Consider the following 14364-nt stretch of genomic DNA (forward strand, 5'->3'; position numbering starts at 1 on the left):
CGGGATAAGTGCTGAAAGCATCTAAGCATGAAGCCCCCCTCAAGATGAGATTTCCCACACGCAAGTGGTAAGATCCCTGAAAGATGATCAGGTAGATAGGTTCGAGGTGGAAGCATGGCGACATGTGTAGCTGACGAATACTAATCGATCGAGGACTTAACCAAATCGGTGATTCTCGGAAAAACCTTGCGGTTGTTTGATGTTGTGTCCAGTTTTGAGGGAATGAAATTTTTTGTTCTTTCTTTTAAACCTGTTGTTGAAATCAGCAATGGAAACTTGGTATAATAGTTTTTGTTCCAAGCAAGCAGAATAGTCTAGTGATGACAGCGAAGAGGTCACACCCGTTCCCATGCCGAACACGGAAGTTAAGCTCTTCAGCGCCGATGGTAGTTGGGGGTTTCCCCCTGTGAGAGTAGGACGTCGCTAGGCAATATTCCACAGTAGCTCAGTGGTAGAGCAATCGGCTGTTAACCGATCGGTCGTAGGTTCGAGTCCTACCTGTGGAGCCATTTTTCTGCTTCCATAGCTCAGCAGGTAGAGCACTTCCATGGTAAGGAAGAGGTCGCAGGTTCAAATCCTGTTGGAAGCTCCACTCATGGCCCGTTGGTCAAGTGGTTAAGACACCGCCCTTTCACGGCGGTAACACGGGTTCGAATCCCGTACGGGTCACCACTTTTAAAATGAAATCATCCCATGGAGAATTAGCTCAGCTGGGAGAGCATCTGCCTTACAAGCAGAGGGTCGGCGGTTCGAGCCCGTCATTCTCCACCATTTATTTGCCGGTGTAGCTCAACTGGTAGAGCAACTGACTTGTAATCAGTAGGTTGGGGGTTCAAGTCCTCTTGCCGGCACCAGTTTTCATTTAAATACGGAGGGGTAGCGAAGTGGCTAAACGCGGCGGACTGTAAATCCGCTCCTTCGGGTTCGGCAGTTCGAATCTGCCCCCCTCCACCATTTTTTAAAAAACGGACATATTAAAAGATGTCCTTTCTGTTTTTTTAGGGCATACTGTTCTTAAATAACATTGGGCTATAGCCAAGCGGTAAGGCAACGGACTTTGACTCCGTCATGCGTTGGTTCGAATCCAGCTAGCCCAGCCAAGAGCCATTAGCTCAGTTGGTAGAGCATCTGACTTTTAATCAGAGGGTCGAAGGTTCGAGTCCTTCATGGCTCATTACAAAGCGTCTCATCGATTTTATCATCGATGGGGCGTTTTTTATTTTGGTTTTTGAGTTAGTGAGGTCGGCACAATAAAGGGGCAGGAGTGTCTAATAATGGTGGAGGTCCTCATAATAATGAGGAAGGGCTATCTAATTGGGGGTGAGGCTGCGCTCAATGCTCTTCGGAACGGATAGTCCATGGTCCAGATCCAGTCGCGAGCTTGTCTTTGAGTTACCCAACGGCATGAAAGGCCCCCGGGCTTCGCCGGGATGTTTCTGGAGGTGTGCAGAATGAGGAGCGAAGTGTGTAGAATAACGGTGAAAGTATATCGAATAAGACCAAAAGTATGAAGAATGAAGAAGAAAGTGTATCGAATAGCAGGCTTAGTTTATAGAAAAGCCGCTCGCTGCAGTTAGCTAACTTCATGAAAGGCCCCGAGCTTCGCCGGGATGTTTCCAGAGGTATGCAGAATAACGAACGAAGTGTATCAAATAAAGAGCAAAGTCTATCGAATAAACCCAAAAGTAAGAACAATAAAGAAGCAACTACATAAAATAACCACGCTAGTCATCATAATACTCCCCCAACTGTTCTCCACCCATAGACACCTGTATATATATACATAATTCTGCCCAGTTGAGTCACTTCAAATGAAAGCGTTACAATAAGAAGGCAGTACATTGAAGGGGGAGCAATCATGCAAAAGAAAAACATCTCTGTAATCGGAGTACCGATGGATCTTGGTCAGATGCGCCGCGGCGTGGATATGGGACCGAGTGCGATTCGTTATGCCGGATTACTTGAACGTTTAGAGAATATTGGTCATACGGTGACAGACCTTGGTGATATCCGGATTGACCAGGCTGAGCGCGTACATACGGCTGAGACGAACCTTCGTAATCTTGAGGCTGTGGTAAAGGGAAATACGGAGCTTGCGGATCAGGTAAAGGCTGTGAAGGATGCAGGTGATTTTCCACTGATTTTAGGTGGAGATCACAGTATTGCGATCGGCTCACTGGCAGGGATCAGCAGCAAGCATGAGAGCCTTGGTGTCATCTGGTATGATGCACATGGTGATTTAAATACAGGTGAAACGTCACCTTCAGGTAATATTCACGGGATGCCGCTTGCGGTGAGTCTCGGTCTAGGACACGAGGACCTTGTGAACATTCACGGCTATACGCCTAAAGTAAAGCCGGAGAACATTGTCATTATCGGAGCACGATCTTTAGATGAAGGGGAACGTGAGCTGATTAAGGAAAAAGGCATCCGCGTCTACACGATGCACGAGGTTGACCGTATGGGTATGACGCGTGTAATGGAAGAGTCGATCGAGTATCTGAAAGGTCGCACGGATGGTGTGCACCTGTCGCTTGATCTGGACGGACTGGATCCAAGTGACGCACCTGGTGTGGGCACGCCTGTACTTGGCGGCATCTCTTACCGCGAAAGTCACCTGGCGATGGAAATGCTCGCTGAGGCGGATATTCTGACGTCAGCTGAATTCGTGGAAGTGAATCCGATTCTTGATGAAAAGAACAAGACTGCAACGGTTGCAGTTGCTTTAATTGGATCTTTGTTTGGCGAAAAGCTTCTGTAATAAGCTAACGCAATTCTTCATTTAATAGTAAGGTGAACAGACCGGAACAACCTTTTGCAGCTTGTTCCGGTTTGTTTAATTTTTAACTATGTTACGCACGCATATACCCTCCCCACCTATTCCCAAAAATTTCATATCTTTTTACTTTAACTGGATGACCCTTGTGTCGAAACATAGTATAATAGAAGGGATGTAATTCGACACATAGGTCGAAAATGGACGTACATAAAAAATCTCGAAATAAAAATAAAAAGCGTGAAACCTTTTGCGCCTTCGATCCGTAAACAGGTTAGAGCCGCATGAAGCGGAGGTAAAGGAAGAATGGAACTCATCGTGAAAAAGAGAATACAGCAGGTGCTGAAGGGTGATCAGAATGCGTTCGGCGAAATTGTGGAACTCTATAAGGACAGAGTGTATCATGTATGTTTCAGGATGTTAGGCAATCGTCATGAGGCGGAAGATATTGCGCAGGAAGCATTTATCAGAGCTTATACCAACATTCATACATTTGATATCGACCGCAAATTTTCAACGTGGATTTTCCGTATCGCCACGAATCTTTGCATTGACCGGATCCGTAAAAAGAAACCGGACTATTACCTGGATGCAGAAGTTGCTGGGACAGAGGGGTTGACGATGTATTCTCAGGTGGAGTCGGATGAACCGTTGCCTGAGGATGAAGTAGAATCAATGGAATTACAGGAATCAATTCAGAAAGAAATTTCATTATTACCCGACAAATATCGTTCTGTGATCGTATTAAAGTATATAGAGGAGCTATCGCTGAAGGAAATCAGTGAGATTCTGGATTTACCGCTTGGAACAGTCAAGACCAGAATTCATCGTGGACGGGAAGCGCTCCGAAAGCAATTAAGATCAATTTAGGAGAGGGTGAGTCTCGTGAACACTTGTCCTGAACACATCGTGCATTTAATGCATGAGTATTTAGATGAAGAGATTTCACAAGAACAGGAAAAGGAGTTAAAGGCGCACCTTCAGCAATGTGAAGCGTGCAAAACTCATTTTCATGAATTAAAAAAGACGATTGCGCTTGTCCAGAGCACATCGCATATCCAGGCGCCGTCTGACTTTACGGCAAACGTCATGAACAGACTGCCAAAGGAAAAGAAAAAAGCCGGTATGAATCGATGGTTCCAGCGTCATCCGCTGTTTGTAGCCGCAGCTGTGTTTTTCGTCTTAATGAGCGGAAGCCTCTTCACCACATGGGGTGGGGACAATGAGTTTGCCTTTACACCAAGTGAAAAAGTGGTGGTAGAGGGCAGTACGGTTGTGATTCCTGAAGGAGAAACGGTTGAGGGCGACTTTACGGTCCGCAACGGCGATCTGCGTGTGGAAGGGGAAGTCACTGGTAATGTGACCGTTATTAACGGCGAACAGTATACGGCAGGTGCCGGAACGGTTACAGGTGAAATTGAAGAAATTGACCAGGCCTTCGAATGGCTCTGGTATTCGATTAAATCAGCTGTGAAGGATCTGAGCGATTTCGGTCGCTCTTCAGATAACGAGTCATAAGAACTGCCCTTGAGGTGGTTCTTTTTTCTGTTGTATACAGTATCTGAACTTAAATGAATGATTTAAAATAAAATAAGTGGTTTTTGGTTGAAAAATGGGTATAAAGAATTATAAGACGATTCGCATTCATTGTGTTAAAGTGATGAAGAGAGGGGGATGGAAGATGAAGGATATCAAAACAGAACAATTATTTTCCCTGTTACGCTGGATTTTTCTTATTGCGATCTTCGCAATCTATCTGATCCCTTATTTACGTGAACAAATCGGCTTTACCGGACAGTCGTTTCCAATATTGGTTTTGACCTTTTTTCTATTTACTGTGTTCGCGCAGGTTCAATTATATAAAGCGACAAGACAGCAGTTGTTATTCCCGCGGTTGTTGCAGAGTGGTGTGTGGATCGATTACGGCGCCTTTGTCTGGCTCGTAGCGATTACAGGTGGAATCGAAAGTGAGTTTCTGCCGATTATGTATATTATTTTGATGCACGCGATGATTTACTGGAAAGAACGCGGTGCTGTTTTGATGACCATGGCCTTAATGATGGCCATCTGGTCCATGCCGTATTTTTTAAATGGCTATACGCCGGAGGTTCTGATTTCCGGTGCACTGCAGACGTTTATTTTAATTGTCATGGCCGTTTTCAGCGCCATCCTCGTTTTGCAGGAACGCAGGCATTTAGATAAGGCCGCACATCTTGGAAATGAACTTCGCCAGGATTATTTAACGGGCCTTTACAATGTCCGTCATTTTGATGAAGAGCTTGAGCAGCTCGTGAAGCGCAATGAGCCTTTTCATTTATTGATCGGGGATGTTGATCACTTTAAGGTGGCAAACGATCACTATGGTCATCTATATGGCGATTATGTGCTTGAAAGGGTTGGCCCGATGCTGAAAAAGGTGAGCGGCGAGCATCTTGGAAAGGCATTTCGCTACGGTGGCGAGGAATTTGTCTTTTTATTTCCCGGGAAAGAATTTAATGTCGAACGTTTTTTAAGTGATCTTCGGAAAGAAGTAGAACTGCTGGATCTGCAACAGCCTGAGTGGACGCTCAGTATGAGTGTAGGTTACACGATCTTTAAGCGGAACCGTTCTGCTGAACAGGTCGTGGCGGAAGCCGATCAGCGTCTGTATCACGCGAAGCGGAACGGGCGGGCATGTGCCGTTCTTGAAGATGAACAGGTCTTTCACTATTTAAAAGCACAGTAACAGCTGTTTCAGTTTGATGACATTCCGTTTCACACACACGAAACAGGGGCATTGTGTTATAATGGTGGAGTTTAAATGATTTTATACCTGATGGTGGTAAGTGAAAACTGCCTGAACAATAGAGAGATAAGTGAACAGCCCTTTTAAATAGATAAATGGAGGAAGTCCCATGCCGTTTTTTGAACAATTTTCAGATTTAACGGTGTTAGACATTGCAGTGCACCTTTTAGACATACTCCTCGTATGGTATTTGTTGTATAAGCTGATTACCCTGATTAAAGGGACGAAGGCTGTCCAGCTGCTAAAAGGAATCTTTGTCATCGTTATTGTACGGATACTAAGTGAACTCCTTGGTTTTAATACACTTGCAAGTATTATGCAGGAAGTCATGTATTGGGGGGTTCTCGGGGTCATTATTATCTTCCAGCCGGAGCTTCGTCGTGCACTGGAGCAGCTTGGACGGGGAAGGATTTTTACAAGAGGTAATTTGCAGGAGGATGAAGAGCGGACACGTCTTGTGGAAGCGGTCACGAAGGCCGTCAGCTACATGGCCAAACGCCGGATTGGTGCCCTGATCTCCTTTGAGCGTGAAACGGGGATGGGGGACTATATTGAAACCGGCATCCCGATGGATTCCAAGCTGACGAGCGAGCTGTTGATTAATCTGTTCATTCCGAATACACCGCTTCACGATGGAGCGGTGATCGTTCAGAAGAACCGGATTTCAGCCGCAGCATGTTATTTGCCGCTGTCCGAAAGTCCGTTCATTTCAAAAGAGCTGGGAACGCGGCACCGTGCTGCACTGGGTGTCAGTGAGGTCACGGATAGTATTACAATTGTGGTATCAGAGGAGACAGGAGCCATCTCCATCACGACAAACGGTGAACTCAAGCGTAACCTGGAGCTGGAGGAATTCAGTAAGATCCTCCGCCGCGAATGGTTTAACGAAAAAGCCGGCACATCCGGATTGTCACGATGGAACTGGAGGGGGAAAAAGTCTAATGGATAAATTCCTTGAAAGCCGTTGGTTTTTGCGAGGTTTTGCCCTCATGATTGCCCTTTTTATGTTTTTTTCCGCCAACACTGAAGAAGAAGGGTCTAACAGCTCGACCAGCTCTCAAAATGATATCGAAACAATTGAAAATGTGCCTGTTGATACGATGTACAACGAAGAAGAATTTGTTGTCAGCGGTGTGCCGAGCACAATAGACGTCACAGTGGAAGGCCCTGCTGCGCTTGTGATGAGAACGGAATCCGCACGTGATTTTCGCGTGTTCATTAATATGGCTGACCTTGGAATCGGGACACACGAAGTGAATATTCAATATGAGAACTTTTCCCCTGAGCTTCGTGTCACGCTGAATCCTTCTGTGGCAACGGTCACCATTGATGAGCGCTTGACACAGGAATTCAGAGTGGATGCCGAGTTCAACCAGTCGATCGTTCCGGAAGGCTATCAGCTTGATTCAATTGATGTTGAGCCAGAGACCGTTGAAATTACCGGCGCCAGAAACGTGCTCGAGTCCATTCGTTATGTACGTGCCTCCCTGAGTGCAGATGGAGAAGTAGAGGATGGAGACACCTTTGAATCCGCCGTTCAGGTGCTTGATGGCAATCTGGACAAGCTGCCGGTTTCCATTGAACCGCAAAATGTGGATTTGACCGTCAACATATCACAGCCGAGCAAGGAAGTAACCCTTGTTCCGGTTCAGGAAGGCGAACCTGGCGACGGACTTGAGCTTGAAAATATTTCTTTAGTCAATGAAACCGTCACGATCTTTGGTCCGGCAAGAACGATCGATGCGATTGAGCAGATTGAAGTACCGTTTGACATATCAGGCGTAACAAGAAGCGGTTCGCGCATTGAAGTGCCAATTCCGGTACCTGAAGGGGTCTCAGAACTTTCATCAGAAATGGCTTCTGCGGTCGTGACATTGACAGAAAGCGAAGGAAACGCAGATAATACCGAGGAGACAGCTGACACTGAAGAACCGGTTACTACTGATCCGGACCAGGACGAAACGGCTTCCGGTGACAATGATAATAATGAAAATACAACAGAAGAGCTGACTTTGTCGGCTCTTCCTGTTGAAACGAGAAATATTGGCGAGGATCTGCAGGCAACCTTTTTAGAGCCGGCCGGCGGGGAGCTGAATCTGCGTGTATCGGGTGATGCCGAGACGCTTGAAGGCTTATCAGAAGAAGATTTTTCACTGTATATTGATGCTGAAGGTTTAGATGAAGGTGAACACAACGTTGAGGTCCAGGTGGAGGGGCCCTCGAACGTCACATATATCCTGTCGCGGCCAAGTGTCACCATTTCACTTGCGCAGGCGTAATCCTGTATAAAACAGGAGCGATTAATTAAGGAGCGATGATTAGAATGGGTAAATATTTTGGGACAGACGGTGTACGTGGAGTAGCAAATACAGAGCTTACACCTGAAATGGCTTATAAATTAGGACGTTTTGGCGGTTATGTTTTAACAAAAGATACGAACCGTCCAAAAGTATTAATCGGACGTGACACACGAATCTCAGGACATATGCTTGAAGGCGCACTCGTTGCAGGTCTTCTCTCAATCGGGGCAGAAGTCATGCGCCTTGGTGTCATTTCAACACCTGGTGTAGCATTCCTGACGAAAGCAATGGGTGCACAGGCTGGCGTGATGATCTCAGCTTCACACAACCCGGTACCGGATAACGGAATCAAATTTTTCGGTCCGGACGGCTTTAAGCTGACAGATGAGCAGGAAAATGAAATAGAAGCACTGATCGATGCAGAAACAGACCAGGCACCACGCCCAACAGGAGGCGATCTCGGTATTGTGACAGATTACTTCGAAGGCGGACAGAAGTACCTTCAGTATCTGAAGCAGACAGCTGACGAAGACTTCGGCGGCATTCATATTGCATTAGACTGTGCGCACGGTGCAACATCAGCGCTTGCTACACACCTATTTGCCGACCTTGATGCGGACCTTTCAACAATGGGTGCATCACCAAACGGCCTGAATATTAACGAAGGTGTCGGCTCGACACACCCTGAAGCACTTGCTGCCTTTGTAAAAGAGCGCGGGGCAGACGTCGGTCTATCCTTTGACGGAGACGGTGACCGCATGATCGCGATCGATGAAAACGGCCAGATCGTAGACGGCGACCAGATCATGTTCATCTGCGCGAAGCATCTGAAATCAGAAGCACGCCTGAAGCAGAACACAGTCGTATCAACGGTGATGAGTAACCTCGGTTTCCATAAGGGGCTTGAGGAAGCAGGCATCCAAAGCATCCAGACCGCTGTTGGTGACCGTTACGTTGTAGAAGAAATGAAAAAAGGAAGCTACACACTGGGCGGAGAACAATCCGGCCACATCATCTTCCTTGATTACAATACAACAGGAGACGGCCTTCTATCCGGTCTTCAGCTCGTCAACATCATGAAGCTGACTGGCAAAAAGCTGTCTGAGCTTGCGGCTGAAATGGAAATCTTCCCGCAAAAGCTCGTCAACATCCGCGTAAGCGACAAGCACGGCGTAACCGACAATGCACGCGTTAAAGCCGTGATCGAAGAAGTCGAAAAAGAAATGAACGGAAACGGCCGCATCCTCGTGCGTCCATCCGGCACAGAACCACTCGTCCGCGTCATGGCGGAAGCCCCAACCAAAGAACTTTGCGACCAGTACGTCAGCCGTATCGCTGCAGTCGTGGAAGAAGAGATGGGTGTAAAAGCATAATCAAGTTAAATGAAGCAGGTATCCTTTGGGTGCCTGTTTCTTTTTGTTTGGGCAGTGGCGGGTGTCTGGCGGAGAGGTAATGCGTTGTTGGGCGGCTGGCGGGAAATGAGGGGATGAGGATGTGTCTTTAAACGGCTGACCGGAAGTGAGGGAATAAAGTTGTGGAGTAAAGGAATCAGGAGGCCGGAGTGATGGAATCTTGTCCTGCAATGAAGGGAAAAAGGAGCTGGATAAGCTTAGTGAAGGAATTAAATTCCAGAAAGAAGGAATAAAAATCTGAAAAGCACGAAATAAAATCTCAAGCGATCGAATAAGTGCCAACAGTGAAGGAATCCCGGGCGCCGCCAGAAATCGCATCACTGGTTACCCAAGTGCATTCAGCAGGACAGGTACCGCAGAACCGGACAGACTGATCTACAAACCCCAATTGCGCAAGCAGCTCTTCGGCAATCAAGAAGCAGAATCTGAGCAATAAGGCGGCTCCGCAGACGAGACAGTCTACCAATGAAGCCCCATCTCCGCAAGCAGCCTTCAACCACACAAAAAACCTCCGCATTCACGGAGGTTTCTCACACGATGAATCAGTCGCCACCACCGCCGCCACCGTCACCGCCTCCATCAAAGGAGCCGTGGTCGTGATGGTTGGCAGGACCGTCATCAAAAATCAGTATGCCGTCAGAGGAATTTCGGTTCCTTTTCAGCATGTGACTCATGAATTTAAAAGGATCTTTCCTGTGCACGACACCATACGTGAACGGATGATCGCGCAGGCTGCCGGCATCTTTAGGCGCATATTGCTTCAGATTGGCATTCCGGCGTTTAATCATGGCAGCGCGCAGCATCCACGGGTCAAGCGCCTCATCCGTAATCGTAAATGTCTCTTTTGAATCAAGCACCTTACGGAAAGCCTGAATACTGGATTTGATGCGGTTTAACTCCAGGTTTTCTGTAAAGATCGGGATCAGCAGGATATAAAAAAGTGCCGTGATAAAAAACAAAAAGAAGGCTCCTGCCGAACTTGTACTCTCCAGACTCACGGCAGCGAAAAAACTGACGAATACGAGCAGAATGGCCCAGCGCTTACGCATAGGCAAGCGGATAGATTGTACGAGTAAAAAGCCTGCAACCACAGTGAAAATCACCATCTCCCAAATGCCGGAGCGGTCAAGCACCTGAAAGACTAAGACGAGCACCAAAAGTAATCCAAGAAGACTATTCCGCACAATAATGGGCCACCGCACCGTGCCCAGCTTCTGTTGAAATTCTTTTTTCGCAAGCCTGCTCCACTTATTTTCACGATAGCTGAAACGCGTTTTGCTGTGAACGTCCTCACCAAGCGCTTCATCCAGCCTGAAGGTTCCGCCGGTCGGAAACAGCCAGTCGAGTAAGTACGTCTCAGCATCCGTGTAATCCTTTTTATTGCCGACTTTTTCAAATGCGACCGTTTCCTCTGGCAATCCTTTTTTGCCGACAGATACGACGGACGTTCTCAACACACCCTGCTCTACAAGTGAATACAGGCCGGCGATCAGTCTGTGCTGAATCGAGGCAGATTTAAACTGAATAAAATACAGCATCAGCGGATCAACGGTCATGATATCAATGGCATCTCCGCGCTGTCTTCGTTTACGGATCAAGAAAAGCACGCCCGATACAATTAAAAGGCCCAGCAAAATGGCGCTTGCACCTGCCATCACAGGACTGATCGCATCCTGAATGCCCCGGAAACGTTCCGCTCTGGCAAGCGCAGCTTCCTCACGTTCCACCGCCTCTTCATACGATACAGGAGCGGCGATAGCAGGCATCAATGGCACAACCTCTGATGGAAACAGGACCTTCACCTCCGTTGTCGTAAACAGCGGTGATTCCGGTGTTTGGAACATGACACCGTCTGACTCCTGATGCACAATCCGCCCGTTGCGGTCATCGAAAAAGGCGCTGTAGTTTTCAGGTGCAACCGGCTCCGGGAAAATAACCTCGATCGTCACGTTATAAAGATCTTCATCATGCTCACTGCCCGTGCCGAAGAAGGGAAGGTACAGCTCGCTGTATTCATAGTAGCGATCAACCGCTTCTTCAAGCGTATATGCATAAAAAATCTTATACTCACCGGCTTCGGCATTGATATTCATCCGCATTTCATTGGCGCTGCTGACCACATCAACCGGACTTAAATCCTCAGCGGATAAATACCCTGGTCGATCCTCCTCACCAACGACCCGGTAAGCCTCAAACGCCTCCACACCTTCATGTCCCCTCTCATGAATCGTGCGCAAAATATCCTCCTGCCTGTCATCGAATGTATAATGAAACACTTCATTGACGATAACATCCCCATCCGGCTCAATCCAGGCGCGCACTTTTACCTCATCAATCGTAAAGGCACCCGCAGGCACAGCGATGGCAAGCCAGATTAGAAAGGTTGTAATACTAAGTTTAATCTTCATCGTATCCTCCATAAAAGAGTTATTGTATGTAATGGTGGCTGTTGGGTGAAACAGGACAAAAACGGGCTGGAACGATACAAATCGTTACCTGAAACGGAACAATCCATGCAGTGAACATAACAAAAAATGTCACGTTGCAGGTGAACGATACAATAAAAAACTGAAACGATTGAATCCCCGTCTGAAACAAGCGAAAAATCATGCCAAACGATTGAAAAACCAGCCGTAACGATACAAATCGCCACCCCCGCAATCCGCACCCAAAAAACCAAAAACCTTCTATTTTTTACAATATGTGATTATACCATACCGGAGGCCCGATAAAATTATTTTTTCAAATATGAAACTTATTTCATTTCCCGGCGTCTTATCCTATGTACCACCGCATACATAGAAATGTAACGTTTTCGTAACCCACGGCAACGCGGCACGTGCTATAATCCTTTTCGTGCGTGATAAAATCACGATTGACGAAAAAAAGTGATGTCGCGTATGATGGAAAGAGTGTAAACTTTATGTAAACGGGGTATACACAAAAAGTTCAAATCATTCTAGAGAGAGAAAGGTGGATCGTGAGGTAGGCAAACAGAGCAACACAAAGCGCCAGGACTGCCCGGTGGAGCGGCAGTTGACGAGGAGAAGGAGCATCGACGATTCGGCGGATGCCTTCCGGCTGATGACTGCACAGCCGACAACCTGTGATCTGAAATCATAAAGGCGACTTTATGGACAAAGACGCAGGGCTGCAGCACCAAAAAAACTTATAAAAGAGAAAAGGAGGGCCCGACCGTCCTCTATTCGGTCATGCCCTCCGGATCCATATTGGAGGAAAAATTATTATGTGTGGAATCGTAGGATATATTGGATTAACTGACTCTAAGGAAATTTTGCTTAAAGGTCTTGAAAAGCTTGAATACCGCGGTTATGACTCTGCCGGTATCGCAGTGAAAAACGAAGACGGCGTATCTGTTTTCAAGGAAAAAGGACGTATCGCAGATCTTCGCGCAATCGTAGATGACAGCGTAACAGCGAACATCGGAATCGGGCACACGCGCTGGGCAACACACGGTGAACCAAGCCAGGTCAACGCGCACCCTCACCAGAGTGCATCAGGCCGCTTCACGCTTGTACACAACGGCGTCATCGAGAACTACTCAGGTCTTAAGCGTGAGCACCTGTCAGCCGTTGCGCTTCAGTCTGAAACAGACACAGAAGTCATCGTTCAGATGATTGAAACATTTGTCAATGAAGGTCTTGAAACAGAAGACGCATTCCGCAAAGCATTAAAAGAGCTGAAAGGTTCTTATGCAATCGCGCTTTTAGATAACCAGAACGAAGACACAATCTTTGTAGCGAAAAACAAGAGCCCATTACTTGTTGGACTTGGAGAAGACTTCAACGTTGTTGCATCTGATGCAATGGCGATGCTGCAGGTTACTGATCAGTACGTTGAGCTGATGGACAAAGAAATGGTCATCGTGACAAAAGACAGCACAACAATCAAAACGCTTGAAGGCGAAGTCGTTGAACGTGACGCGTACACAGCTGAAATCGATGCAAGCGACATCGAAAAAGGCACGTACCCTCACTACATGCTAAAAGAAATCGACGAGCAGCCAGCTGTCATGCGTAAAATCATCCAGGCATACCAGAACGACAAAGGTGAGCTGACAATCGAGCAGTCTACACTAGACGCTGTCAACGCAGCTGACCGCATTTACATCATTGCCTGCGGAACAAGCTACCACGCAGGTCTTGTCGGAAAAGAATACCTTGAGAAAACAGCGAAGATCCCAACAGAAGTACACGTGGCAAGTGAGTTCGTCTACAACACGCCACTGCTTTCTGAAAAGCCATTATTCATCTTTATTTCTCAAAGTGGAGAAACAGCAGACAGCCGTGCCGTACTCGTACACATCAAAGAGCTTGGCCACCCGGCACTGACACTGACAAACGTAGCAGGATCAACACTTTCGCGTGAAGCGAACCACACGTTACTGCTGCACGCTGGTCCTGAAATCGCGGTAGCATCAACAAAAGCCTACACAGCCCAAATCGCTGTCCTTGCGATCCTGGCTGAAGTAGCAGGAAAAGCAAAAGGCTTCGACCTGAAATTCGACCTGATCCAGGAGCTTGGCATCGTCGCAAACGCGATCCAGACCCTGACAGACGACAAGGAAGCATTCGAGCAAATCGCACGCGACTTCCTAAGCACAACACGCAACGCCTTCTTCATCGGACGCTCAATGGATTACCATGTCGTTCAAGAAGCGGCGCTGAAGCTGAAAGAAATCTCTTACATCCAGGCAGAAGGCTTCGCAGGCGGCGAGCTCAAGCACGGAACCATCGCTCTAATCGAAGACGGCACACCTGTCATTGCCCTTGCAACACAGGAAAACGTCAACCTGAGCATCCGCGGCAACGTCAAAGAAGTAGCAGCCCGCGGCGCCAACCCATGCGTCATCGCCATGAAAGGCCTTGAAGAAGAAGGAGACAGCTACGTCATCCCACACGTACACGAACTCCTGGCACCACTAGTTTCAGTTGTTCCAACACAACTGATCGCCTACTACGCAGCCCTTCACAGAGACTGCGACGTAGATAAGCCACGTAACCTGGCGAAGAGTGTTACTGTAGAATAATCGGGAAAATTAGAAAAATTTGCGAAAAAATGTAGTACAAT

9 protein-coding genes, 8 tRNA genes and 2 rRNA genes are annotated in these 14364 nt (G+C 47.3%); 18 read left to right on the forward strand and 1 reads right to left on the reverse strand.

All coding sequences use genetic code 11. The features are described from left to right. The 17 genes from H7968_RS09450 to glmM all read left to right on the forward strand — a co-directional run. Positions 1 to 164 (forward strand): 23S ribosomal RNA (locus H7968_RS09450); the annotation flags it as partial. Between the two features lie 149 nt (positions 165 to 313). Continuing rightward, positions 314 to 429, forward strand: a 5S ribosomal RNA gene (gene rrf / locus H7968_RS09455). A 5-nt stretch (positions 430 to 434) separates the two neighbouring features. After that, positions 435 to 509: transfer RNA gene (locus tag H7968_RS09460), tRNA-Asn, on the forward strand. Between the two features lie 7 nt (positions 510 to 516). Continuing rightward, positions 517 to 592: transfer RNA gene (locus tag H7968_RS09465), tRNA-Thr, on the forward strand. 5 nt (positions 593 to 597) lie between these two features. Continuing rightward, a tRNA-Glu gene (locus H7968_RS09470) sits at positions 598 to 672 on the forward strand. Positions 673 to 695: 23 nt separating this feature from the next. Further along, positions 696 to 771: transfer RNA gene (locus H7968_RS09475), tRNA-Val, on the forward strand. 7 nt (positions 772 to 778) lie between these two features. Then, positions 779 to 854: transfer RNA gene (locus tag H7968_RS09480), tRNA-Thr, on the forward strand. A 16-nt stretch (positions 855 to 870) separates the two neighbouring features. Next, positions 871 to 954 (forward strand) — tRNA-Tyr (locus H7968_RS09485). 71 nt (positions 955 to 1025) lie between these two features. Further along, positions 1026 to 1100: transfer RNA gene (locus tag H7968_RS09490), tRNA-Gln, on the forward strand. Position 1101: 1 nt separating this feature from the next. After that, a tRNA-Lys gene (locus H7968_RS09495) sits at positions 1102 to 1174 on the forward strand. Positions 1175 to 1858: 684 nt separating this feature from the next. Further along, positions 1859 to 2761, forward strand: a complete 903-nt coding sequence (rocF, locus tag H7968_RS09500; protein ID WP_227395917.1) for an arginase — start codon at positions 1859 to 1861, stop codon at positions 2759 to 2761. 321 nt (positions 2762 to 3082) lie between these two features. Further along, entirely contained in the window at positions 3083 to 3646 is a 564-nt protein-coding gene (sigW, locus tag H7968_RS09505) for an RNA polymerase sigma factor SigW (RefSeq protein ID WP_227395918.1), read from the forward strand. A gap of 15 nt (positions 3647 to 3661) precedes the next feature. After that, complete coding sequence (locus H7968_RS09510; protein WP_227395919.1) at positions 3662 to 4294, forward strand: zf-HC2 domain-containing protein; 633 nt, start codon at positions 3662 to 3664, stop codon at positions 4292 to 4294. Positions 4295 to 4457: 163 nt separating this feature from the next. Then, the gene (locus H7968_RS09515; protein ID WP_227395920.1) at positions 4458 to 5501 is read left to right on the forward strand and encodes a GGDEF domain-containing protein; all 1044 of its coding nucleotides are present in this window, start codon (positions 4458 to 4460) and stop codon (positions 5499 to 5501) included. A 169-nt stretch (positions 5502 to 5670) separates the two neighbouring features. Next, positions 5671 to 6510 (forward strand): diadenylate cyclase CdaA, encoded by an 840-nt coding sequence (gene cdaA / locus H7968_RS09520; protein WP_227395921.1) that lies wholly within the window; start codon positions 5671 to 5673, stop codon positions 6508 to 6510. Continuing rightward, positions 6503 to 7840 (forward strand): CdaR family protein, encoded by a 1338-nt coding sequence (locus H7968_RS09525; RefSeq protein WP_227395922.1) that lies wholly within the window; start codon positions 6503 to 6505, stop codon positions 7838 to 7840. The genes cdaA and H7968_RS09525 overlap by 8 nt, the downstream gene beginning before the upstream one ends. A 44-nt stretch (positions 7841 to 7884) precedes the next feature. Beyond that, on the forward strand, positions 7885 to 9234 hold the full coding sequence (glmM, locus tag H7968_RS09530) for a phosphoglucosamine mutase (protein ID WP_227395923.1): 1350 nt from the start codon (positions 7885 to 7887) through the stop codon (positions 9232 to 9234). Between the two features lie 581 nt (positions 9235 to 9815). Here glmM and H7968_RS09535 read toward each other — a convergent pair. Then, the gene (locus tag H7968_RS09535; protein ID WP_227395924.1) at positions 9816 to 11681 is read right to left on the reverse strand and encodes a DUF2207 domain-containing protein; all 1866 of its coding nucleotides are present in this window, start codon (positions 11679 to 11681) and stop codon (positions 9816 to 9818) included. Between the two features lie 839 nt (positions 11682 to 12520). Between H7968_RS09535 and glmS the strand changes: the two genes are divergently transcribed. Beyond that, positions 12521 to 14323, forward strand: coding sequence for a glutamine--fructose-6-phosphate transaminase (isomerizing) (gene glmS / locus H7968_RS09540; RefSeq protein WP_227395925.1), 1803 nt, complete (start codon positions 12521 to 12523; stop codon positions 14321 to 14323). Positions 14324 to 14364 lie beyond the last annotated feature (41 nt).

The sequence above is a fragment of the Jeotgalibacillus aurantiacus genome, assembly GCF_020595125.1.
Taxonomy (GTDB): domain Bacteria; phylum Bacillota; class Bacilli; order Bacillales; family Jeotgalibacillaceae; genus Jeotgalibacillus; species Jeotgalibacillus aurantiacus.